This is a genomic window from Actinoplanes sp. NPDC051343 (assembly GCF_044455125.1).
GTDB lineage: Bacteria > Actinomycetota > Actinomycetes > Mycobacteriales > Micromonosporaceae > Actinoplanes.
In genome coordinates, this window is the sequence record NZ_JBITEL010000004.1 from 503,645 (window position 1) to 524,626 (window position 20,982).

Sequence of the window (20,982 nt, forward strand, 5' to 3'; positions counted from 1 at the left end):
ATCTATCCGACGTTCAGGGTGCGGGTCGCGACCAGGCCGCGGCGCCCGTCCCCGGTCACCGACGCGATCAGGAGGGGCTCACCCACGCCGAAGGCGGCGGCCAGGTCGCTGCCGGTCAAGCTGCTTGCGGCGTACGCCGGGGAGCAGTCGCCGGGAAGCGCGAGTCGCCCCGCCCGCCCGTGAATGTCGAAGTGCAGATGCGGCCACCGCCCCGGCCCGGCCGCCGGCAGCAGCCCGTCGAACTCGGTCCACCCGCTCTTGTCGCTGATCCGCACCTCGACGACCTCGCCGACCGGCCGCTCGTCGCCGCAGGGCCGCTCGTCGCAGCGCCACAGACGCACCGTGCACCCGTGCAGTGGCCGCCCCGAGTTGGTGCTGACCACCTGGAGGCGCACGGTCAGCGTCGTCAACAGGTCGGTACGGGTTTCCTGCAGCAGATCGGTCATCGTGCCTCTCCTGAGGTTCGGTGCTTCCTACACACCGAATCGGCAGGGCAACCCGCATGCGGATGGTGAGCCGCGGTTCGCAACCGCATTGAACCCGACCGAACGAAAGCGTCAGATCACGTCGACCATCCGTCGCGGTAGACGACAGCCGGTTTGCCGCCGCCCCGGTCGAGTTCCACTTCGCCGTCGAGGCCGCCCGGCACGGGTGCGACACGGAGTTCGACCGGCCGCTGTAGATCTCCGGCCCGAGGCTTCGCCAGAGACTTTCCCGGACGCCGTGCCGCAGGATCTCGAGGAACGGGATCCGCACGCGGAGCGCCTCGGCCGGCGGCAGCGACAGCCAGGGCTAGCTCGGCCAGGATTTCTTCGGTGGTGGAGCGATCGGCCGGCTCGATGGAGAGACCCACGTCGAGCCATGTCCGGCGGACGGTCTCCGCCTGCTGCCACATCTCCGTGAGAAGCGCGGTTGTCGGCCGCGCGGTGGCGATCAAAGCGCCTGGGCGAACCGCCCTTCCGATGCGAGAAAGTCAGGGGCGAGTTAAGTGAGACGAATATCACAACCGGGCTGAATTCTTGGTAGTCAAGCGGGAAACGGCGGTGACCAGCGGACTTATCGAGGTGATCAAGATCGGTCGCCATAGCGGATTCAAAGCAACGCTGTCTAAAGTGCCGCCGGTGAACGTGACCTTGCAGGAGATCCGCGAGCGCACCTACAAGCCGCGGGACGCCTGGTGGACCGTCCTGCTGGTCGATCCCCTCGCTTCCCGGCTCGTCCGGATCGTGGCGCCGCACCGCCGCATCACCCCCAACGTGCTGACCACCGTGGCGACCATCATCGGTCTGGCCGCGGCCGCCTGCTTCGCGCAGCAGACCCGGTGGTGGCTGGTCGCCGGAGCGCTGCTGTTCCACGTGAGCTTCGTGGTCGACTGCATGGACGGCAAGATCGCCCGGTTGAACGGCACCGGCTCGCTGTTCGGCGCCTGGTTCGACTTCGTCTTCGACCGGCTGCGGGTCTTCGCCTGCGCGCTCACCCTGTTCGGCGGGCAATACCTGCGCACCGACCGCACCGTCTACCTCTGGCTCCTCGCCGTCGTGATCTTCCTGGACCTCTTCCGCTACCTCAACGGCTCGCAGATGACCAAGGTCCGCACCGAGATGCGCGAGCGCCTGGCCGAGGCCCGCGGCCCGGTCGAGGAACCGCTCGACCAGCCCCCGGGAAACCCAGGTTCGCGGAAGCGCCGGATCGGTGACGCGCTCCGCAACCGCCGCATCCGCACGCATTTGTTCAGCGGCATCGAATTCGAGATGACCGTCTTCATCATCGCCCCGCTCACCGGCTGGATCATCGGAGTCACGGTCGTCGCCGGCGCCCTCCTGCTGATCTTCGAGGCCTGGCTGATCTACAAGCTCTACCGCCACACCCAGGCCTTCCCGGCCCAGCTGGAAACCGCGATGAAAGAGGGCAAGGCCGTCTCGGTCACCCTTTAGGCGTACGCGGGGGAGCCGTCCCCGCCTTTGCGGGCCCTTCCCCGTGCAAGGGAAGGGCCCGCGACTGGTTGCAGGGGCGGGATTTGAACCCGCGACCTCGGGCTTATGAGGCCCGCGAGCACTCCGAGCTGCTCTACCCTGCGCGTGCGCCACCGGGGACTCGAACCCCGAACCAGCCGCTTAAGAGGCGGATGCTCTACCCATTGAGCTAGTGGCGCGTGCGTACCCCCGGGGAGACTCGAACTCCCGCCCTCCGAATTCGTAGTCCGGCGCGCTGTCCAGCTGCGCTACAGGGGTGTGATGCCGTCGGGCGGTCTCGAACCACCGGCCTCCGCCTTATGAGGGCGGCGCTCTACCGCTGAGCTACGACGACATGTCTGGGCCTGCTCCGTGGACCCGGCCGGCTTCGAACCGGCTGCCTCCCGCTTGCAGGGCGGGCGCTCTTCCGAATGAGCTACGAGCCCGGGGCGACGGCGTCGGCGCGTTGGCCGGGTAGCGCAAATATTCCCGTCCAGCCAGCCGTAGCCGGCCCGCGTCCGATGCCGATCGCTATTCAATTGTTGACCAGAAAATGGCGCGCACGGGCGGCAGGAATTGAACCTGCAACACACGGTTTTGGAGGCCGCTGCTCTACCGGATTGAGCTACGCCCATAGGTCGTGAAAACGAAAAGCCGCCCGTCCCACAGGGGGAGGGCGGCAGCGGAAGCCGGTGTGACTTCAGCTGTTGTGCCAGCTCACTCCCATGGTGCGCCACATTTGCGCTCGTCGCACGGCGACGGGCACGCGCTTGGCGGCTCGCGCAGCGAGGACGACCTGATCGGCGGCCTGCCACATCATTGACTTCCCCTTTCCGGCGCTCCAGCGGTGAACGAGACAAACATTAGTGCACGCCCGGCCGCGCAGGCAATCCTTTTATCGCCGCCATTTCTGTCATCGGAGAATAGGCGGGCCGCCGATCGCGGCCCGGCGCGGTGACACTAGATTGTGGACACCCCACGCGGGGTCGCCCGGCCGGGCGTGAGCGAGAAGCGTCCGTCCGCTACAGCTGATGATCTTGGGTGGGTTCGAATTGTCGGAGGATGACGGCGTCCTGGTGACCGCCGGTGCCAATCTGTGGCGCGGCGCCGAGGCGGTCGGCGGCCGGCTCACGCTGAGCCGGGCCGGGCTGGAGTTCCGGGCCCACTTGCTCCATCGGCAGCCCGAGCCGCTCGAAATCCCGGTCGACGAGATCGTCGAGGTGCGCCGCACCCGCACGATGGGCATCATCCCCAACGGTCTGGCGGTCACCACCAAGCTCGGCCTCGAGGTGCGCTTCGTGGTCGGCGACCGCGACCGCTTCATCAAGGAGATCGCCCAACTCACCGGCAGGTCCTGATCGTGCCCGGCCGCGTCAGGCGCTGGCGGGACGGCTGGCGGGGCGAGGCGATCGACATGCGCTCGCCGCTCCCGATCGAGGACGCCCGGGCGCGCCTCCAGGCCGGCGTGACAAGCCTCTGGCCGGGATCTGACGGCCCTCGTCGGACAGGCCTGGACGGATCCGGCGGCCGCTCGCCGGTTGAATCCGACGGCCGTCGGCACGCAGGCCCGGGTGGATCTGGCAGCCGCTGGTCGGTGGACCCGGGTGGATCTGGCGGGGGTCGGCAGTCAGGCCCGGGTGGATCTGGCGGCCTCTGGGCGACGGCCCTGGGTGGACTCGGCGACCGCCGCGTGGTCGGCTGGGTGCGGGACGACGGCCGTGTCCGGCTCGCGGGCCGCTATGCGATGGTTCGCAACTCCTGGCGTCCGGTGGCCCGTGGCGAGCTTCGCCCGGAGGGCACGGGCTGCCGCCTGACCGGAACCCTGCGCGCACCGTTGCCGGTGCTGATCTTCAGCGCGATCTGGCTCGGCGGCGTCGGCGTCTTCTTCCTGATCGGCCTGCTGGCCACGATCGCCGGGCTGGCGACCGGCCACGCGCGCGAAGCCGGTGGGCCTGCGGTCGTCGCCGCGGCCGGACTTGGACTGTTCGGTTTGGGGGCCGGGCTGGTCGGCGTGTGTTTCGCCCTCGGACGCCGGGACGGCGACTTCCTGCTCGACTGGCTCGCCGGTGAGCTGGAGGTCGTCGGCTATGGCGGGCCTTCGCGGTCGAGGCCGCCGGAGTAGCGGTCCGGGCTCTCGGTCCCGCCGCTGTCCGGCTCGTCCGGGTCGACGACCGTGTGGTCGTGTTCGTCGGCGAAATCCCCGGTGTCGTCGGGGTCGCCGATCGGCTCGAGCGGTGCCTGCGTCTTGCCGGAGCTTTGATCGGACATGGCCCAAGGCTTCCCGTGCCGGCCCGGCTCAAACGCGTCAGTCGGCGTCGGCCGGGCCTTCCAGGCCGGCCTGCTCGTCGCGTTCGGCCCACTCCAGCAGCCGCTCCAGCGAGAACGGCCGGTCGTCGATGGCGGCGTGGAGGTCGCCCAGTTCGGCGAAGCGGGCCGGGACCGTCTTGACCGTGAAGTCGCGCGGGTCGACGTCGGGGATCTCGGCCCAGGTGACCGGGGTGGAGACGGTCGCGGCGGGAACGCCGCGGATCGAGTACGCGCTGGCGATGGTGTGGTCGCGGGCGTTCTGGTTGTAGTCGACGAAGAGCTTCGACGGGTCTCGGTCCTTGCGCCACCACGTCGTCGTCACGTCGGAAGGGGCGCGGCGTTCGACCTCGCGGGCGAAGGCGAGCGCGGCCCGGCGTACGTCCGAGAAGCCCCAGCGCGGCTCGACGCGTACGTAGATGTGCAGGCCGCGGCCGCCCGACGTCTTCGGGTAGCCGGTGATGCCCAGCTCGCCGAGCACCTCGTGGGCGACCCCGGCGACGAGACGGACCCGGTCGAACGGGCAGTCGGGCATCGGGTCGAGGTCGATGCGCCACTCGTCGGGCTTCTCGGTGTCGGCGCGGCGCGAGTTCCACGGGTGGAACTCGACCGTCGACATCTGGACCGCCCAGGCCACGTCGGCCGGCTTGGTCACGCACAGCTCGTCGGCGTGCCGGTTGTAGCGCGGGAACTTCACCCGGACCGTCTCCAGCCAGGGCGGAGCGCCGTGCGGCACCCGCTTCTGGTGCACCTTTTCGCCGGCCAGGCCGTCGGGGAAGCGGTGCAGCATGCACGGGCGCTCGCGCAGCGCCCGCACGATGCCGTCGCCCACCGAGAGGTAGTAGTTGACCAGGTCGAGCTTGGTCAGGCCGAGGTCGGGGAAGTAGATGCGGTCCGGGTTGGAGACGCGCACCTCGTAGTCGCCGACCTCGACGGTCGTCGCGGGCGAAGAACCGGCCATGTCACCGAACCTAGCCCAACCAGGCCGGATCGAGATCGGCAAGCAGGGTGTCGCGCTGGTCGAGAAGGTCGAGCAGCGGGCCGATGCGTGGCAGTTCGTGGGTGATGAAGTAGCGCGCGGCCAGCCGCTTGCCCTCGTAGAAGTCGCCCGTCTTGTCCGATGCGGCGGCCGCCTGCGAGAGCCACATCCACGCGATCACCAGGTGTCCGGCCGCTTCGAGATAGGCGGTCGAGTTGGCCAGCGCGATCCGCGGGTCGCCGTCCGCCCACAAGCGCTGTGTGGTCGACGCCAGCCGGTCGCAGAAGGCGAGCACCGGCGGGCCGAGATCACCCGCGGACCGGGCGGTGGCACGGATGCGGTCCAGCAGAAGACCGAGTCCCGCCCCACCTTTCATGATCGCCTTGCGGCCGAGCAGGTCGAGCCCCTGGATGCCGTCGGTGCCCTCGTGGATCGAGTTGAGGCGGTTGTCGCGGTAGAACTGCTCGACCGGATATTCCCGGGTGTAGCCGTACCCGCCGTGCACCTGGATGGCGTGGTCGTCGGCCAGGCGGCACCACTGCGACGGCCACGCCTTGACGACCGGCGTCAGCACGTCGAGCAGCAGCGTGTTTTCGTCCGAGGGCTCGTCCAGCAGCTTCGCGGCGTAGAGGACCAGGGCCAGACCTCCTTCGACGTACGACTTGGAGGCGAGCAGCATGCGGCGTACATCCGGGTGCTGGACGATCGGCACCGGAGGGGCCGTCGGGTCCTTGTCGGCCAGCGGCCGGCCCTGCAGGCGCTCGCGCGCGTAGTCGAGGGCGTGCAGGTAGCCGGTGTAGCCGAGGGCGACCGCGCCGGCACCGACCCCGATCCGGGCCTCGTTCATCATGTGGAACATGTAGGCCAGGCCGTGGCCCTCTTCGCCGACCAGGTAGCCGACCGCGTCGTCGAAGGCGAGCACCGCGTTGGTCGTGCCGCGGTAGCCCATCTTGTGGTTGAGCCCGGCCAGCGACACCCCGTTGCGCTCGCCGACCGTGCCGTCCTCGCCGACCATGTGCTTGGGTACGACGAACAGCGACAGGCCCTTGACGCCGGCCGCCGCGCCCTCGGTGCGGGCCAGCACCAGGTGGACGATGGTCTCGGTGAGCTCGTGGTCGCCGCCCGAGATCCACATCTTGCTGCCGGTCACCCGGTAGGTGCCGTCGCCGGCCGGGACCGCCCTGGTCAGCACGTCGCTCAGCGCGGAGCCGGCCTGCGGCTCGGAGAGGCACATCGTGCCGGTAAAGCGGCCGTCGAGCATGGGCTTGACGAACCGCTCGACCTGCCCGGACGTGCCGTGGGCGAGCAGCAGGCTCGCGTTGCCCATGGTCAGCATCGAATAGGCCGAGGTCGCGATGTTGGCCGCCTGCACCCACATCACGCAGGCCCGCAGCACGACGTGGGGGAGCTGGACACCGCCGTCCTCCTCGTCGAAGCCGGCCGACAGCAGACCGGACTCGGCGAAGGTCTTCAGCGCCGCTCCGACCTCGGGGATCACGTGGACCCGGGTGCCGTCGAAGGTCGGCTCCTCGAGGTCGCTCCTGCGGTTGTGCGGCGCGTAGTCCTGTTCGGCGATGCGGGCCGCCAGGTCGAGGAACGCGTCGAACGTGTCGCGGGAGTGCTCGGCGAACCGCTCCCGCTTGGTCAGCGCCTCGACCTCGAGCCACTCGTAGAGCAGAAAGTCGAGGTCGCGCCGCGACATAACCTTGGAGGCCACACCGGCACCGCCGTTTCGTAGAGGGGCATGCCCCTCCATTTTCACCCGCCGGCGCGATGCCGTCCCACCCGCATTCCGATGCCGCGGGACTTCTTCATCGTGTACATCGCGTGGTCGGCGGCGCGCAGCACCTCGTCCGGGTCCTCGGCCGGGGCGCCGACGTGCAGGCCCACGCTGGCCCCGATCACCACCTTGCTGCCGTCGATCAGGAACGGCTGATCCACCACGTGCCGGAGGCGGGCCGCCATCGCCTCGGCGTCGCCGGCGCCCGGTACGCCGGGCATGAGGACCACGAACTCGTCGCCGCCGACCCGGGCGAGCACGTCCTGCTCGCGTACGCAGGCACTCAGCCTCTGCGCCACCTGGCGCAAGAGTTCGTCGCCGGCCTCGTGGCCGTGCGCGTCGTTGACCGGCTTGAATCCGTCGAGGTCGACGAAGAGCACCGCCACGGCGTCCTGCCGCAGCGTGGAGTCGAGCACGTCCTGCATGCGGCGCCGGTTGGGCAGGCCGGTCAGCGCGTCGTGCTGGGCCTCGTGGGCGAGCCGCTCCTGGAAGGCGCGGGTCTCCGAGATGTCCCGCGCGTTGATCACCACGCCGTTGAGGGACGGGTTCTGCATCTGGTTGGACGCGGTGAACTCGAACCAGCGGTACCGCTCGTCGGCCGAGCGCACCCGGCACTGCAGCCGCAGCACCGCGTCGCGTTCGGCCAGCAGCGCGCCGAAGCGCTCGACCATGATCGGCCGGTCGTCGGGGTGTACCAGGTCGAAGACGCTCTGGCCGACCAGCCCGCTGCCGCCGAAGCCGAGCGTGGAGATCGCGCTCGGGCTGGAGTAGGCGATCCGTCCGTGCGCGTCGAGCACCGAGACCAGGTCGGGCGCGTGCTGGAAGAGGGCCTCGAACCGCTGGTGGGCCCGGCGCCGCTGGAGCGAGCCGCGGTAGCCGAGCACCGCGATGCCGGCCACGCCGATGAGCAGCATGGCGAGCAGGGTCAGGTTGAGGGTCTGGCTCTTGCTGTGCACCGCGCCGTCGTACGACGTCTGGGTCTGCGTCCGGACGTACGCCCAGCCGCCGGGCAGGTTCCCGATGACGATCGCGATCATCCGGGTGTTGTCGAGCGCGGTGTAGCGCAGGAAAGCCTGGTCCGGCTGCTTGGCGATCTCGGCCCGGATCGCCGGGTCGACCCGGGTGCCGAGCAGTTGCGGGTTGCCGGACGCGGCCACCGCGCCGGTCGAGTCGACGATCGTGGTGAGAAAGGTGTCCGACTTCAGGGTCTGGGTGTACTTCTGCAGGTCGGTCTCGGCGACGTTGTTGAGGCCGACGACGATCGCGACCGGCGCCCCGCTGATCATGATCGGCACGGCGACGGCCTCGAGGCGGATGCTGTTCACCGTCATGATCGACGAGAACCCGGGCCGGCCGGCAGCGAGCGAGTTGTGGAGCGGAACCCAGCCGGGGTCGGTCGGCGACGGCAGCCCGGTGTCACGGCTGGCGTTGAGGACCTGGCCGGTGAGGTCGGTGAGCAGCACGCCGTATGAAAAGGTGCCGCTCTTGGCGGCAAATGCCTGCAATGTCGCTCGGTCGCCGCGGTTTCCGGCGCTGAGGCTGAAGCTCTGGCTCTCGGCGAAGGACTCGAGGTCCCGGGCCGAGAGCAGCTGCATCTGCCCGGTCAGCGTCGCGTTGTTGGCCCCCAGGGCGGTGCTGTCGGCCCGGTGAACCGCGTCGGCCGCACGCAGCGCCGAGCGGTTGACCAGGAAACCGATGGTTCCCGCGGCGGCCAGCAGGATGACGCTGACGACCACCGCGATCCAGTTGCGCAAGCGCATGACCTGCCCTCCTCTTCGGCTGTGATCGGCAGCTAGGTGCCGGACTGAACCGAATCGGGCCTGGCTCCTCGGTATCACTCGCAGATCAACCCCCGGTATGACGACGGGAGGACATCGGCGGTCGAAGATGGAAGGACGCGCTACCCAGGAGCGAACATGCGAATACCGGCGGTGACTGATCTCTTAGACATTCCCGCGCCGCGTCTTGCGAGAATCCCGAGACCGCGGCGCTCCGTCGAAGAAAAAACCTGCCCGCCGCTGATCCTGCGCGGCCTGACGGTCACCGGCTTCGCTCTCGCCGCCGTCTTCTACTGCCTGTCCTACACGCCGTCCCTGCTGCCCCGGCCCTACTACCTGCAGGGCGTGGTGGCCGGCATCACCGCGGCCACCGGCTACGGGGCCGGCACCGCGGCCGGTGCGCTGACCCGCATCTACTGGCGCCCCGGCGAGCGGACCGTCAAGGTCGCGTGGCGGGTGCTGTCCGGCCTGGTCCCGATCCTGGTCCTGATCTTCCTGTGGCTCAGCACCCGGTGGCAGCGCCAGCTGCGGGTGCGGCTCGGCATCGCCCCCCAGCACGAGTACGACCTGGTGCGCACGGTCGGGTTCAGCCTGCTCACCTTCGGCGTGATCCTGCTGATCGCCCGTGCACTGCGGCTGTTCACCCACGGACTGGCCCACGCGTTCGGGCACGTCGTGCCGACCAACGCCGCCTACTGTGCCGGCTTCGTGGTGGTCGCCCTGCTCAGCTACACCGCGTTCGACCGGCTGACGATCAGCTACTTCTACACGACGGCCGACCGGTCGGCCGCGGTCACCGACAGCGGCACCGGGCGGGGCATCGTGCGGCCGGCTTCGCCGCTGCGCTCAGGCAGCCCGCAGTCGCTGATCGGCTGGGACTCGCTCGGCCGGCAGGGTCGCAACTTCGTGGCCGGCGCGCCCACCGAGCGGCAGCTCACCGCGTTCTCCGGACGGCCGTCCGTCGAACCGATCCGCCTCTACGCCGGGCTGGCCTCGGCCGGCACCTCACAGGCCCGGGCCGACCTGGTCGTGCAGGAGATGGTGCGCACCGGCGCCTTCGACCGCGCGGTCGTCGCGATCTTCACCCCGACCGGCACCGGCTGGGTCGACAACGACGTGACCAGCTCGCTCGAATACATGTACTCGGGCGATACCGCGCTGGTCTCGATGCAATATTCGTACCTGCCGAGCTGGATCTCGTTCCTGGTCGACCGGTCCAAGGTCACCGACGCCGCGGCGGCGCTGATCACGGCGGTACACGACCGCTGGGCGGCGATGCCGCCCGGCGCACGGCCCAAGCTGCTGATCTTCGGCGAGAGCCTGGGTACGTACGGGACGGAGAAGACGTTCGGCAGCGCCCAGAAGATGGTCGACGGCGCCGACGGCATCCTGCTCGAAGGCCCGACCTTCGCCAACCCGGTCCACCAGCGGCTGACCGAGAGCCGCGCACCCGGGTCGGCCGTCTGGGACCCGGACTACCCCGACCTGCCGGTCGCGTTCGCCTCCAGACCGGCCGAACTACGTGACCTCGCCATCGCCCGGCCGAAGGTCGTCTACATGCAGAACTCGTCCGACCCGGTGGTCTACTGGAACCCGAGCCTGCTCTGGCATCGTCCACCGTGGCTGCAGAACGAGCGCGGCCCGGACGTCACCCGCGACATGCACTGGTACCCGGTGATCACGTTCTGGCAGACCACTGTCGATCTGGTCTTCGCCAACAAGGCACCGATCGGGCACGGCCACGTCTACAAATCGGCGACCGTCGACGGCTGGGCCGCGCTCGCCCCACCGCCCGGATGGACCGTCGCCGACACGCTCCGGCTGCGCGCGCTGTTGGATCGCTAGAGTCTGATCATGAGACTGCGAAGGTTGTCGATTGCCGCACTCGCCATGACCACGGTTGCCGGCCTGACCGGCTTCACCTCCGGCCCCCACCTGTCCTGGCACCTTACGGACACGTCTTCAACCGCGCGTTTCCGTGGCCTGTCGCCGGTCAGCGCCTCGGTCGCCTGGGTCGCGGGCACGGCCGGCACCGTCCTGCGCACGGTCGACGGCGGCCGGCACTGGGCCTCGGTCGGCCCGGCCGACGCGTCGGCGCTCGAATTCCGCGACATCGAGGCGTTCGACGCCCGGCACGCGGTCGCCCTCACCATCGGCGAAGGCACCGACTCGCGCATCTACTCGACGTCCGACGGCGGCTCCTCCTGGACGCAGACATTTCAAAATGACGACCCGGCCGCCTTCTACGACTGCATGACCTTCCTCGACCCGCGGCACGGGCTCGCCCTGTCCGACCCGGTCGACGGCAAGTTCCGCATTCTCGCGACCTCGGACGGCGGCCGGCACTGGGCGTTGCGCTCACCGGCGGGCATGCCGGCCGCGCTCACCGGCGAGTTCGCGTTCGCCGCCAGCGGCACCTGCCTGGTGTCGACCCACGGCCGGGCCTACTTCGCGTCCGGCGGCGGCGCGACCTCGCGCATCTTCTCCTCGGCCGACTTCGGACACAGCTGGAAGGTGGTCGACTCGCCGCTGCCCAGCGGGGCCAGCGCCGGCATCTACAGCCTGGCCTTCGCCGACCCGTCCCACGGCATCGCGGTGGGCGGCGACTACGTGACACCCACGGCGGCACCCGACGGGTCGGCCTACCTCGCCGGGCACCGCTGGACGGTGTCCTCCACGGTGCCCGGGGCGTACCGGTCCGGCGCGGCCTGGATCGGCCACGGACCAGCCACCCTGGCGGTCGGGCCCACCGGCAGCGACGTCTCGCTCGACGGCGGACGCAACTGGAAGCCGTTCGACACCGGCAGCTTCGACGCGGTCATGTGCGCCCACGACGGCGCCTGCTGGGCCTCCGGCGAGGAGGGCCGGGTCGCGAAACTCAGCTGGGGCCGCTAAACGGTCATCACCTGGTCCGGGGTGAGGCCCGGACCGATCTGGCCGGCGCCCTGCAACAGGGCGATGCCGCGGGCCACCCGGTTGGCGTCGAGGGCGCCGACCGGGAGACCCTCGGCCGACGAACGGACATAAGGCGCCAGCAGCGCCATTTCAGCCGCGGCGGCCTGCGCGCCGACCGCGGGCACATACTTGTGCATGATCACGCCGGCCGCCGCCGGGTCGTCGATCGCATCGGCCAGGCCGCGGAGCAGCGCGGCGGCGAACTTCCGGGCGCTGCCCGGCTCGGCTTGCGCGTACGCCGCGGAAGTCACCAGCGCATCACCGTAGAGATCCTGCAACTGGTCGCTGTAGGCCAGCACCACCGCAGTACGCCCGTGGGTCGCCGCCTCAACGGCCCAGCGCCCGACGACGGTGTCCCCGACGCCGGCGACCTGGCCGGCCGCCAACTCCTTCCCCACGCTCTGCGGGGTGGCGGCCACCCAGGCGGTGCGGGCCGGGTCGATCCCGGCCAGCCGGGCATAGGCCGGGAACAGGCTCCGCACGGTCGACCCGGGCAGGTCGGCGAGGACCTTGCCCCGAAGGTCCCGGGGCGTGCCGATTTTCCCGCCTCCGGGCGCGAGGATCGCGGCCGTCGTCCGCTGATGAATGCCGGCCAGAACCCGAATCCGACCCGACCCGCCCCCTCCGTTGCCCCCGCCCGGTCCGCCCGCTCCGCCCGCCGCGCCGGGCCCGCCGGGTCCGCCTGGTCCTGCGCCGGGTCCGCTTGGTCCTGCGCCGGGTCCGCTTGGTCCTGCGCCGGGTCCGCCTGGTCCTGCGCCGGGTCCGCCTGGTCCTGCGCCGGGTCCGCCTGATCCTGCGCCGGGTCCACCCGGTCCTGCGCCGGGTCCACCCGGTCCTGCGCCCGGGCCGCCCTGTGCCGTGCCGGGGCCGGCCTGCCCTGCCGCGGGTGCGACCGGTCCTGCTCCGGGTTTACCGCGGCCCGTCCCGGCCGCTGCTGCTGCGGGGTCGCCCGGGCCGATGTCGCTCGGCAGAGCCGGAGCGGCCGCCGCGAGCAGGCATGCGGTCAGGTCGAGCGCGGCGAAAACCGGGCCCCCACCGTTCACCAGCCGCCGCAGACCGGCCGCGAAATCGCCTCCCGGCTCGATCGAGACGTCGAACCCGGCCGCCCGGAAATAGCCCCTCTCCAAGGCGACATAGGCATAGGCATCCCGGCCGCGCATCCCGTACGAGGTCAGCAGCGTGACCTTGACCGGCGGCCCCGCGTCGTCCTTCGAACCGCTGCATCCGGCGGTCAGCGCTGCGATCCCGGCGACCACGAACGTCCTTCTGCGCACCGTAACCTCCCTAGCCCGCTGTGACGCGGGGAGATTAGGGCGGTCCGATCGATGCCTCCGTGCCAAGTTTCGTGATCATTGGGCGCTTCACCCGGTTAACACCGGTTTTGCCGCCCAGAGAGTCACCCGTGCGGTGGACACCCGTCAGGCGTCCAAATAGGCCAGTACAGCGAGCACCCGGCGATTGTCGTCATCGGACGGTGGGAGCCCGAGCTTGGCGAAGATGCTGTTGATGTGCTTGCTCACCGCCTTTTCGGTGACGAACAGCCTGGCCGCGATCGCCCCGTTGGACCGGCCCTCGGCCATCTGGCCCAGCACCTCGCGTTCCCGCAGCGTCAGCACGTCGAGCGGCCCGCTGCGCTCGAGCAGCCGCCCGATCACCTCCGGGTCCATCACCGTGCCGCCGGACGCCACCCGCCGCACCGCGTCGACGAAGTGCGCCACATTGGACACCCGGTCCTTCAGCAGGTAGCCGACGCCGCCCCCGCTGTCGCCCAGCAGCTCCCGCGCATAGAGCGGCTCGACGTGCTGGGACAGCACCAGGATCGGCAGTCCCGGAATCGTCGCCCGGGCCGCGATCGCCGCCTGCAGCCCCTCGTCGGTGAACGTGGGCGGGAGCCGCACGTCGACCACCGCCACGTCGGGCCGCTCCGCGGTCAGAGCCGGCAGCAGTGCCGGCCCGTTGTCGACCGTCGTCACCACCTCGAACTCGAACGCCTCCAGGATGCGGGTCAGCCCGTCTCGGAGGAGAGCATGGTCTTCGGCGATGACGACACGCACGGCAGCTCCATGGTCACGAGGGTCGGCCCGCCCGGCGGGCTGGACAGCGTCATCGTGCCATCGAAAGCGGCCAGGCGGCGCTGGATGCCGCGCAGCCCGGTGCCGCCGGTCGGGTCGGCGCCGCCGTGCCCGTCGTCGCCCACCTGCATCTGCAGCCGGTCGTCGTCGTGCCGCAGCACCACGAACCCGAAGCGGGCCCCGCTGTGCCGGGTCAGGTTGGCCAGCGCCTCGGCGACCGCGAAGTAGGCCGCCGACTCGACCGGCGTCGGCAGCCGCCCGGTGACCTCGGAGTCGACGTTGACCGGGACCGGCAGGTGCAGGGCGAGGGCACGTACCGCGCCGTCGAGGCCGCGCTCGGCCAGCACCGGCGGGTGGATGCCGCGCACCAGGTGGCGCAGCTCGACCAGCGCGGTCGTGCTCGACTCGCGCGCCTCGGCGAGGAGCTTGCGGGCGGCCACCGGGTCGTGCTCGACGATCTCCTCGGCCAGCCCGATCGCCATGCCGAGCGAGACCAGCCGGGCCTGGGCGCCGTCGTGCAGGTCGCGCTCGATGCGGCGTAACTCGGCCGCCTGGGCGTCGACCGAATCGGCCCGGGTGACGGTCAGCTGGGTGACTCGCAGCCGCAGCCGGGCGGCCGGGGTCGGTGCGAGAAGCAGCCGGGCGAACTGCGCGTCCCACCGGCGGAGGTAGGGCGCCAGCGCGAGTCCGATGCCGAGGAACAGCGTGCCCTGGGGCAGCGAGAGGAAGGCCTCGCCGACGCTGTGGAAAGGCCAGAAAACGCCGTAGCCGTAGTCGCCGACGCCGAGCCAGACCCAGAGCGGGATCAGCAGCATGCCCTCGAGACCGTACGCCGGGAGCACCAGCGTGAGCAGGCCGAGCACCAGGGCGGCCAGGAACCCGGGCAGGAGCCAGGCCAGGTCCTGCCACGTCGCCGAGTCGGTGACGAGGAAGCGCCAGCGGGACCAGCCGACCGGTCGCATGCCCGGCGGCTCGGGTTTGTAGGGCCGGTCGACCGCGACGCCCCAGTCGGCGGCGAGCCGGCGGGACAGGTCGGTGCGCGCCCGGACCAGACGGACGACCGGCGGGAACAGGACCAGCCCGAGGCCGAGCACCGGCGTCAGCGCGAGCGACACGAGAAAGAGGACGATGAGCGGGATGTTGGTCAAGGCGAGGACGATCGACACGGCTCCCCAGCCGACCGCCCGCCGGCCGTTGCGAATCCAGTCACGCGTCTCCATGCCCTTATCCTGGTCCGCGGGCGCGGAAAACTCAGTAGTGCTAGCCCTACCATGAGTCGGGTACTGGCTTCACTGACTTCGACGGCCCGGCCCGGTTTGCTTGAGCGTCATGACGACAACGATCGAGCCACCACGCACGGCGTCCGACTTCGCCGAGCTCGGCCGCCGGATCAACGCGGCCGGTCTGCTGAGGCGACGCCCGGCCTACTATGTCGCGCGCCTGAGCCTGGTGTCCTTGGCCGTGATCGGCGGCTGGACAGCCTTCTTCCTGGTCGGCTCCTCCTGGTGGACGCTGGCCGTGGCCGGCCTGCTGGCCGTCGTGTTCACCCAGGTGGCGCTGATCGCCCACGACCTCGCGCACCGGCAGGTCTTCCGCACCAACACCCCGAGCGCCCGTGCCGGCATGGTCGCGGGCAACCTGGTGATCGGCATGTCCTACGGCTATTGGATGGACAAGCACACCAAGCACCACGCCAACCCCAACCACGACGACCTCGACCCCGACGTGGGTCCCGGTGTGCTCGTCTGGAGCCGCGAGGCCGCCCGGGGCAAGGGTTTCCTCACCCGCTACCAGGCGTGGTTCTTCTTCCCGCTGCTCACTCTGCTCGGCCTCTCGCTCAAGCGCGACAGCATCCGGGCGCTGCGCAACGGCACCGTAAAGCGGCGGGGTCTCGAGGCGGCCCTGCTGGCGGCCCACTTCGTCTTCTACGTGAGCGCGCTCCTGGTGGTGCTCAGCCCTCTGCAGGCGCTGGCCTTCTTCGTCGTCCACCAGGCGCTCTTCGGGGTCTACCTGGGCCTCACCTTCGCCCCCAACCACAAGGGCATGCCGCATCCCGACGGCACCGAGGACTTTCTTCGCAAGCAGGTGCTGACCTCCCGCAACGTCCGCGGCAGCCGGTTCGTCGACACGGCGCTGGGCGGCCTCAACTACCAGATCGAGCACCACCTGTTCCCGGCCATGCCGACACCCAACCTGCGCAAGGCCCAGCCGATCGTGCAGGCCTACTGCGCCGAGATCGACGTGTCCTACGAGATGACGGGACTGCTCGACTCGTACGGTCAAGCGCTGCGCCACCTCCACGCCGTCGGGGAGGATTTGCGGCGATAGCCGCAAGTCTTCAATCCGAGGGGAACCCGGCATGGATCTTCAACTCACCGGCAAGGTCGCCGTAATCACCGGCGGCAGTGCGGGCATCGGCCTGGCGATCGCGCACGGCCTGGCGGCCGAAGGCGTCAACCTCGCACTGTGCGGCCGCGACGAGGATCGCTTGCGCTCGGCGGCGGCCGAGCTTCCGGGCGTACGCGTCCTGACCGTCGCCGCCGACCTCGCCGTTCCCGGCGAGGCCGAGCGGCTGGCCGAGGCCGTGACGGCCGAGTTCGGCGGCGCCGACATCCTCGTCAACAACGCGGGCACCGGCAGCGAGGAGACGATCCTGACCGCCTCCGACGAGCGCTGGCAGCACTATTGGGAACTCCACGTGATGGCGGCGGTCCGCCTCGCCCGCACGATCGCCCCCGGCATGAAGGCCCGCGGCGGCGGCGTGATCCTGCACAACGCGTCGATCTGCGCGACCCAGCCGCTCGGCTACGAGCCGATCTACAACGTCACCAAGGCGGCGCTGGTGATGTTCTCCAAGTGCCTGGCCAACGAACTGATCGGCGACAACATCCGCGTCAACGCGGTCAACCCGGGCCTGGTCATGACCGGCGACTGGGTCAAGACGGCAAAGCTCCTCACCGAGGGCACCGACCAGACCTGGGAGCAGTACCTGCAGAAGATCGCCGACGACAACGCCCCGATCGGCCGCTTCGCGACCCCGGAGGAGGTAGCCGACTTCTTCGTCTTCCTCTGCTCCCCGCGCGCGTCGTACTCGGTCGGCTCTTCCTACTACGTCGACGGCGGCTGGCTCAACGTCACTACATAAACCTCGCTCAGCATCTAGACATGCGTCAACTAGCGCCTAAACTAGAGAGGTCCCCGCACCTCTGGTTCAGGAGGCTTTCCCATGACCACAGCCAACACCGATCAACATGCAGTCGACGACCTTAGAGAAGAGGTCTATGACCACAGCGGTTTTGATCGACCGCTGATCACGATGGAGGAATTCATAGCCAACGGGGCCAACGTCTTTCGCTCCGACGAGGAGGTCGACGACCTCATCGCCATGGTTCGCGAATCGCGCCGCAGTGGCCTCGCCTGAGCCGGTGAAGAGGCCCGTGGTTCTCGATACGGACGTTTCCTCCATGGTTATCAAGGGCCAGCTCCCTCCGGCTTTGGGCGCCAAACTGGTCCGCTTGAGCCCTGTCATGACATTTGTGACTCAAGGGGAGCTGGTGAATTGGACGCTTGTCCGTGACCTGGGGCTTCGGCGGAAAGGCGAGGTCTTGGGCTGGATAGACAAGACGCCCTTCCTCGAGGGCGATGAAATTGTCGCGAACCTCTACGGGCGGCTATCCGCCGCCGCCAGACGTCGTGGCCGTCCTCGACAGCAGAATGACATGTGGATCGCGGCTTGCTGCGTGGCTCGCGAGCTTCCCCTGGCCACGCTGAACGTCAAGGACTTCCGCGACTTCGCTGAGCACCACGGGCTCGAGCTGATCACTGTCTAGTCAGCGGCGGTCAGCCCTCGCGTACGACGCTGTAGCCGGCGTGACCGCCCGGTGGCGGTGACGCCGGCGTGCCGCGAGGCTCACCCGGAGGACGGCGGGGCGGCGTCCGTGGGTGTTCGGCAGTCGGTCCGGGCGCCGCCGGCCGTCAATCGAACTCGATCTCGACCAGCGGGCTTCCGGCGATCCAGCTCTGCAGCCCTTCGGCCCAGCTCAGGGCCGGCACGATCTCTTCGAACACGCGCACCCGCTCGTCGGCGTCGGTCACCACACGGGCGTGCACGGGCACATCCTGACCCTTCAGATGCAGGGTGAACTCGGGGTGCGCCAGCAGGTTCGCATACCAGTCGCGGGTGCCCGGGCTGCCGGTCAGCCAGTAGCGGCCGGCCGCCCGATAGCGCCACGTCTCGATCCGCCGCGGCTGTCCGCTGCGGCGCCCGACCGTGGTGATGTCGACCGTCTGCTGCCGTTCCAACGCCCGCCGAATCTCATCCGTCATCCGCCCATGCTCCGACCTCGAGCTGACTTCACGTCAATAGCGGAGGGGCCGGACGCCGGCCGGGGCGCGATGAATCGATGGTCAGACGCCGGCCGTGGCGAGGTTGCGGGTGGTGATCGAGTCGCGCCAGCGGGCGGCCTGGTCGAAGGCGACGACCGGGCGCGGCTCGCGGCGCAGGAACAGCAGGGTGCACACGATCGAGGCGCTGATCAGGCCGACGAAGGCTGACGCGGCGACCGGGGGCTGACCGGTGAGCAGGCCGTAGAGCAGCCACGACGAGCATGCCCCGGCGCCCAGGCGCCAGCGCAGCGGGGACAGGCCGGACAGGTCCTGGGTGCGGTCGCGGAGCAGGGCCAGGGGCTGCGGGATCGCCGACAGGAACGAGACGCCGGCCAGCAGCAGGCCGAGCAGTGGGGCTACCTGCTCACCGCGTACGCCGGGAAGGGCCGCCGCCAGACCGCTCAGAAGGACCGCCGTCAGGACCGCGCCGGCGCTGGCGGCGCTGAGCCGCAGCGCCCGCGGCGAGCGCATCTCCGGCTGGGTGATCAGCAGCGCCGTGAGGATCGCGAGGCCCGCCGCGCCGGTGACGACGTTCGTCACCACCTGGATTTTCTGTCCGCTGAGCAGACCGTAGGTGATCCAGCCGAGCGGCATGGCCACCCCGAGAGCGCAGGCGGTGGGCGACAGGCCGCGGGTGCGCCGCTGGAGGCACGACTTGACGACCTGAGGCCAGGACAGGGACATGGAGAGCGTGGCGCCGAGAACGCCGAGAGCGTGGGTAAGCATGATCCGTTTCCGGTTGAGGTCAGGGCCACGTGTCCCTTCGACCTCTCGGCGGGTGGTGCTGACGAAGATCTGACCCGCGCAACCGTCTTGCCACCGGACGGACCATCGGCGTGATCTGCAGCACTATCTGCGCGTTTTCCGACCCGCGGGGCGGTGGACAGCATGCCGCATGCATTTGGCACAGTGGACAGATGCTGACCGACGTGGACCTGCCGGCGCCCGGCCTGCTCTGGACCCGGTGGGCGACGATCTCCGCCGCATTGGCCGGCATCGGCTACGCCGATGTGTGGTTCGTCGACGACCAGGGCGCCCACCACGATGATCACGGCGGCAGCTGGGCCCGGTTCGCGCTGCTCGACGGCGCCCGTGCGGTGCTCTACGGCTACGGCCGCGAACACAGCGGGACGGCCGACGCCGACCCGCCGATCGACCTGCTGACCGGCGCGCCGGACTGGCTCCCGTGGGAGAACCTGTCCCCGCTGGCCGAAAATGATCAGCTTGGGTTCGTGGTCTGGCACGCCGAGGGCCGGTGGTCGCGCGCCCGCTACCGCGAGGGCGTCGGCGACGGCCTGGTCGAGGTGGTGGGCTCGGTGCTGAGCGCCGAGAACACGCTGGTCGAGCTCAGCGAGATCGTCACCGAATGGGGCCGGCACGATTTGCGTACGCCGTCCGAGCGCGACGAGGTGCGGGCGGCCGGCGAACAGCTGCTGGCCGCGGCCGTGCGCGGCGAGGTGAGCGGTTCGGCGTTCGAACGGCTCCTCGGCCGGCTCGACGACCCCGCCCTCAACCTGAAGGCGGCCCTGTTCGCGGCCGGCCGGGCGGGCATCACCAGCGGCACCCGGCCCCCGCGCATCCCGGCCGGCGAGCGGCCCGCCCTGCGCCGGGTGCGACGGCTCAGCCAGGGCGAACACGACCGGCTGGTCTGGTCGGCGATGCAGGACGCGAGCGAGTTGCGCCGCCCGGCTCCGCCGGCCGTCTCCGCATTGGACGATCTGGTCGGTTGGTTGCGCGGGCGGTCACCCGCCGGCGACGGGCGGTGTTCGCTTCTTGCGTACGCCGATGCGACCAGTCTGAGTGCTCAGCCGGGCGAGTTCCCCCCGGCGGAGCGGCCCGGCGAGGAACGGTTCGCACTGTTCCACGAACTGGCCGACCGGGTGCGGGCGCTGCGCGCGGCCGAATCCGACCCGCGGTACGGCCGGTGGCTGTTCCTGCGGGTCGAGGTCTCGGCGAGCGGCGTACAGATCGAACGGCGGTACGACTCGTGGCCCGACTGGTGGCCGGACGACGGCGTCTCCGGCCCGTGGCGCACCAACCTGCAGGAGGAGATGGACCGCCGGGCCGCGGCCTGGCGACCCGGCTGGATCACCCTGCTCGACCCGGAGGTCGCGTACCGCCCGGTCTGACCCGTTCCGGCGTACCGGTTCGATGCTCCCCTCGGTGAGTAGGGTCGCGTCATGTCTGAGATCGACTTCGCCCAGCAGCGGCACGCCGATTCCACCTTCGTCGACGTCGACCTGGTCGAGGAGGAGATGGAGGGCCTCGAGTTCGACAAGTGCGAGTTCCGCAGCGTCCGCTTCAACTGCTCCACTCAGACCGACGTGGCGTTCCTCAACTGCACCTTCGTCAACTGCACGTTCTTCGACGCCAAGTTCACCCGCTGCAAGCTGGTCGGCAGCACGTTCGAGCGCTGCACCTTCGACATCACCGAGGTGTCGGGCGGCGACTGGTCGTTCGTCAACCTGTCCCGCACCGACCTGGGCAGCGCCACCTTCCGCAACGTCCGCATGCGCGAAGCCGACCTCACCGAGGTCAAATGCGAGGGCGGCACGCTCAGCGACTGCGACCTGTCGGCGGCAACGCTGACCGGAGCCGACCTGACCCGCGCCGACCTGCGAGGAAGCGACATCTCCTCGATCGACCCCACGGAGACGGTCCTACGCCACGCGATCATCACCGGCGAGCAGGCGATCATGCTGGCCATGGCCCTGGGCCTCGACGTCCGCGACGCCTGACCCCCACCGGCGGTCACTCGCCCGGGCGATGTCCCGGA

Annotated in this window: 21 protein-coding genes and 6 tRNA genes; 11 read left to right on the forward strand and 16 right to left on the reverse strand. The window is 70.1% G+C overall.

The features are described 5' to 3' along the window. Positions 1–2: 2 nt before the first annotated feature. On the reverse strand, positions 3–446 hold the full coding sequence (locus ACIA5C_RS16460) for a hypothetical protein (RefSeq protein WP_396055233.1): 444 nt from the start codon (positions 444–446) through the stop codon (positions 3–5). 675 nt (positions 447–1,121) lie between these two features. On the opposite strand from ACIA5C_RS16460, the gene ACIA5C_RS16465 reads away from it, so the two are divergent. Then, positions 1,122–1,934, forward strand: a complete 813-nt coding sequence (locus ACIA5C_RS16465; protein ID WP_396055235.1) for a CDP-alcohol phosphatidyltransferase family protein — start codon at positions 1,122–1,124, stop codon at positions 1,932–1,934. A gap of 65 nt (positions 1,935–1,999) precedes the next feature. Here ACIA5C_RS16465 and ACIA5C_RS16470 read toward each other — a convergent pair. From ACIA5C_RS16470 to ACIA5C_RS16495, 6 genes are all read right to left on the reverse strand, one after another. Next, positions 2,000–2,077 (reverse strand) — tRNA-Met (locus ACIA5C_RS16470). A 2-nt stretch (positions 2,078–2,079) separates the two neighbouring features. After that, positions 2,080–2,152, reverse strand: a tRNA-Lys gene (locus ACIA5C_RS16475). A gap of 5 nt (positions 2,153–2,157) precedes the next feature. Next, positions 2,158–2,231, reverse strand: a tRNA-Arg gene (locus ACIA5C_RS16480). Between the two features lie 4 nt (positions 2,232–2,235). Continuing rightward, positions 2,236–2,307, reverse strand: a tRNA-Met gene (locus ACIA5C_RS16485). An 18-nt stretch (positions 2,308–2,325) separates the two neighbouring features. Next, a tRNA-Ala gene (locus ACIA5C_RS16490) sits at positions 2,326–2,398 on the reverse strand. Between the two features lie 115 nt (positions 2,399–2,513). Further along, a tRNA-Trp gene (locus ACIA5C_RS16495) sits at positions 2,514–2,587 on the reverse strand. Between the two features lie 396 nt (positions 2,588–2,983). Here ACIA5C_RS16495 and ACIA5C_RS16500 point away from each other — a divergent pair. Further along, positions 2,984–3,310, forward strand: coding sequence for a hypothetical protein (locus tag ACIA5C_RS16500; protein WP_396055237.1), 327 nt, complete (start codon positions 2,984–2,986; stop codon positions 3,308–3,310). A gap of 344 nt (positions 3,311–3,654) precedes the next feature. After that, positions 3,655–4,074 carry a hypothetical protein gene (locus ACIA5C_RS16505; protein ID WP_396055239.1) on the forward strand — a complete coding sequence of 140 codons (420 nt, stop codon included), beginning with the start codon at positions 3,655–3,657 and terminating at the stop codon, positions 4,072–4,074. Here the strand turns inward: ACIA5C_RS16505 and ACIA5C_RS16510 are convergent. The 4 genes from ACIA5C_RS16510 to ACIA5C_RS16525 are packed head-to-tail and all read right to left on the reverse strand — an operon-like array spanning position 4,038 to position 8,775. Beyond that, positions 4,038–4,220, reverse strand: a complete 183-nt coding sequence (locus ACIA5C_RS16510) for a hypothetical protein (RefSeq protein WP_396055241.1) — start codon at positions 4,218–4,220, stop codon at positions 4,038–4,040. The two genes, ACIA5C_RS16505 and ACIA5C_RS16510, sit on opposite strands and share 37 nt — an antisense overlap. A 37-nt stretch (positions 4,221–4,257) precedes the next feature. Continuing rightward, positions 4,258–5,217, reverse strand: a complete 960-nt coding sequence (gene ligD, locus ACIA5C_RS16515; RefSeq protein ID WP_396055243.1) for a non-homologous end-joining DNA ligase — start codon at positions 5,215–5,217, stop codon at positions 4,258–4,260. Between the two features lie 10 nt (positions 5,218–5,227). After that, complete coding sequence (locus ACIA5C_RS16520; RefSeq protein WP_396055245.1) at positions 5,228–6,991, reverse strand: acyl-CoA dehydrogenase; 1,764 nt, start codon at positions 6,989–6,991, stop codon at positions 5,228–5,230. 2 nt (positions 6,992–6,993) lie between these two features. Then, the gene (locus tag ACIA5C_RS16525) at positions 6,994–8,775 is read right to left on the reverse strand and encodes a diguanylate cyclase domain-containing protein (protein WP_396055247.1); all 1,782 of its coding nucleotides are present in this window, start codon (positions 8,773–8,775) and stop codon (positions 6,994–6,996) included. Positions 8,776–8,946: 171 nt separating this feature from the next. Here ACIA5C_RS16525 and ACIA5C_RS16530 point away from each other — a divergent pair, with 171 nt between their 5' ends. Further along, positions 8,947–10,638: an alpha/beta hydrolase gene (locus tag ACIA5C_RS16530; RefSeq protein WP_396055249.1), complete on the forward strand. Its 1,692-nt coding sequence runs from the start codon at positions 8,947–8,949 to the stop codon at positions 10,636–10,638. Positions 10,639–10,647: 9 nt separating this feature from the next. Beyond that, complete coding sequence (locus ACIA5C_RS16535) at positions 10,648–11,688, forward strand: WD40/YVTN/BNR-like repeat-containing protein (RefSeq protein WP_396055251.1); 1,041 nt, start codon at positions 10,648–10,650, stop codon at positions 11,686–11,688. On the opposite strand, the gene ACIA5C_RS16540 is transcribed toward ACIA5C_RS16535, so the two are convergent. From ACIA5C_RS16540 to ACIA5C_RS16550, 3 genes are all read right to left on the reverse strand, one after another. After that, positions 11,685–12,908: an ABC transporter substrate-binding protein gene (locus tag ACIA5C_RS16540; RefSeq protein ID WP_396055637.1), complete on the reverse strand. Its 1,224-nt coding sequence runs from the start codon at positions 12,906–12,908 to the stop codon at positions 11,685–11,687. The genes ACIA5C_RS16535 and ACIA5C_RS16540 overlap by 4 nt on opposite strands. A 258-nt stretch (positions 12,909–13,166) precedes the next feature. Then, complete coding sequence (locus ACIA5C_RS16545; protein ID WP_396055253.1) at positions 13,167–13,802, reverse strand: response regulator; 636 nt, start codon at positions 13,800–13,802, stop codon at positions 13,167–13,169. Next, positions 13,754–15,040: a sensor histidine kinase gene (locus ACIA5C_RS16550; protein WP_396055255.1), complete on the reverse strand. Its 1,287-nt coding sequence runs from the start codon at positions 15,038–15,040 to the stop codon at positions 13,754–13,756. The genes ACIA5C_RS16545 and ACIA5C_RS16550 overlap by 49 nt, the downstream gene beginning before the upstream one ends. A gap of 109 nt (positions 15,041–15,149) precedes the next feature. On the opposite strand from ACIA5C_RS16550, the gene ACIA5C_RS16555 reads away from it, so the two are divergent. The 4 genes from ACIA5C_RS16555 to ACIA5C_RS16570 all read left to right on the forward strand — a co-directional run bounded on the left by ACIA5C_RS16555 (position 15,150) and on the right by ACIA5C_RS16570 (position 17,650). After that, positions 15,150–16,148 carry a fatty acid desaturase family protein gene (locus ACIA5C_RS16555; protein WP_396055257.1) on the forward strand — a complete coding sequence of 333 codons (999 nt, stop codon included), beginning with the start codon at positions 15,150–15,152 and terminating at the stop codon, positions 16,146–16,148. A gap of 31 nt (positions 16,149–16,179) precedes the next feature. Then, entirely contained in the window at positions 16,180–16,965 is a 786-nt protein-coding gene (locus ACIA5C_RS16560) for an SDR family NAD(P)-dependent oxidoreductase (protein ID WP_396055259.1), read from the forward strand. 81 nt (positions 16,966–17,046) lie between these two features. Continuing rightward, complete coding sequence (locus ACIA5C_RS16565; RefSeq protein WP_396055261.1) at positions 17,047–17,241, forward strand: hypothetical protein; 195 nt, start codon at positions 17,047–17,049, stop codon at positions 17,239–17,241. A gap of 16 nt (positions 17,242–17,257) precedes the next feature. Next, positions 17,258–17,650 (forward strand): type II toxin-antitoxin system VapC family toxin, encoded by a 393-nt coding sequence (locus ACIA5C_RS16570; RefSeq protein ID WP_396055263.1) that lies wholly within the window; start codon positions 17,258–17,260, stop codon positions 17,648–17,650. Between the two features lie 145 nt (positions 17,651–17,795). On the opposite strand, the gene ACIA5C_RS16575 is transcribed toward ACIA5C_RS16570, so the two are convergent. Together ACIA5C_RS16575 and ACIA5C_RS16580 are read right to left on the reverse strand one after the other, a co-directional pair. Continuing rightward, entirely contained in the window at positions 17,796–18,146 is a 351-nt protein-coding gene (locus tag ACIA5C_RS16575; RefSeq protein WP_396055265.1) for a nitroreductase family deazaflavin-dependent oxidoreductase, read from the reverse strand. An 81-nt stretch (positions 18,147–18,227) separates the two neighbouring features. Next, positions 18,228–18,932 carry a SemiSWEET transporter gene (locus ACIA5C_RS16580; protein WP_396055267.1) on the reverse strand — a complete coding sequence of 235 codons (705 nt, stop codon included), beginning with the start codon at positions 18,930–18,932 and terminating at the stop codon, positions 18,228–18,230. Positions 18,933–19,123: 191 nt separating this feature from the next. Between ACIA5C_RS16580 and ACIA5C_RS16585 the strand changes: the two genes are divergently transcribed. Beyond that, positions 19,124–20,335 (forward strand): hypothetical protein, encoded by a 1,212-nt coding sequence (locus ACIA5C_RS16585; RefSeq protein ID WP_396055269.1) that lies wholly within the window; start codon positions 19,124–19,126, stop codon positions 20,333–20,335. Between the two features lie 51 nt (positions 20,336–20,386). Then, on the forward strand, positions 20,387–20,944 hold the full coding sequence (locus ACIA5C_RS16590) for a pentapeptide repeat-containing protein (protein WP_396055271.1): 558 nt from the start codon (positions 20,387–20,389) through the stop codon (positions 20,942–20,944). The last annotated feature ends 38 nt before the right edge of the window (positions 20,945–20,982 follow it).

Bases quoted from the DNA above. Each gene is read 5' to 3' on its own strand.
- ACIA5C_RS16460 (WP_396055233.1), bottom strand. From the start codon at position 446: ATGACCGATCTGCTGCAGGAAACCCGTACCGACCTGTTGACGACGCTG.
- ACIA5C_RS16500 (WP_396055237.1), top strand. From the start codon at position 2,984: ATGATCTTGGGTGGGTTCGAATTGTCGGAGGATGACGGCGTCCTGGTG.
- ACIA5C_RS16510 (WP_396055241.1), bottom strand. From the start codon at position 4,220: ATGTCCGATCAAAGCTCCGGCAAGACGCAGGCACCGCTCGAGCCGATC.
- ligD (WP_396055243.1), bottom strand. From the start codon at position 5,217: ATGGCCGGTTCTTCGCCCGCGACGACCGTCGAGGTCGGCGACTACGAG.
- ACIA5C_RS16520 (WP_396055245.1), bottom strand. From the start codon at position 6,991: ATGGAGGGGCATGCCCCTCTACGAAACGGCGGTGCCGGTGTGGCCTCC.
- ACIA5C_RS16525 (WP_396055247.1), bottom strand. From the start codon at position 8,775: ATGCGCTTGCGCAACTGGATCGCGGTGGTCGTCAGCGTCATCCTGCTG.
- ACIA5C_RS16535 (WP_396055251.1), top strand. From the start codon at position 10,648: ATGAGACTGCGAAGGTTGTCGATTGCCGCACTCGCCATGACCACGGTT.
- ACIA5C_RS16540 (WP_396055637.1), bottom strand. From the start codon at position 12,908: ATGCGCGGCCGGGATGCCTATGCCTATGTCGCCTTGGAGAGGGGCTAT.
- ACIA5C_RS16550 (WP_396055255.1), bottom strand. From the start codon at position 15,040: ATGGAGACGCGTGACTGGATTCGCAACGGCCGGCGGGCGGTCGGCTGG.
- ACIA5C_RS16555 (WP_396055257.1), top strand. From the start codon at position 15,150: ATGACGACAACGATCGAGCCACCACGCACGGCGTCCGACTTCGCCGAG.
- ACIA5C_RS16560 (WP_396055259.1), top strand. From the start codon at position 16,180: ATGGATCTTCAACTCACCGGCAAGGTCGCCGTAATCACCGGCGGCAGT.
- ACIA5C_RS16565 (WP_396055261.1), top strand. From the start codon at position 17,047: ATGACCACAGCCAACACCGATCAACATGCAGTCGACGACCTTAGAGAA.
- ACIA5C_RS16575 (WP_396055265.1), bottom strand. From the start codon at position 18,146: ATGACGGATGAGATTCGGCGGGCGTTGGAACGGCAGCAGACGGTCGAC.
- ACIA5C_RS16580 (WP_396055267.1), bottom strand. From the start codon at position 18,932: ATGCTTACCCACGCTCTCGGCGTTCTCGGCGCCACGCTCTCCATGTCC.
- ACIA5C_RS16585 (WP_396055269.1), top strand. From the start codon at position 19,124: ATGCTGACCGACGTGGACCTGCCGGCGCCCGGCCTGCTCTGGACCCGG.
- ACIA5C_RS16590 (WP_396055271.1), top strand. From the start codon at position 20,387: ATGTCTGAGATCGACTTCGCCCAGCAGCGGCACGCCGATTCCACCTTC.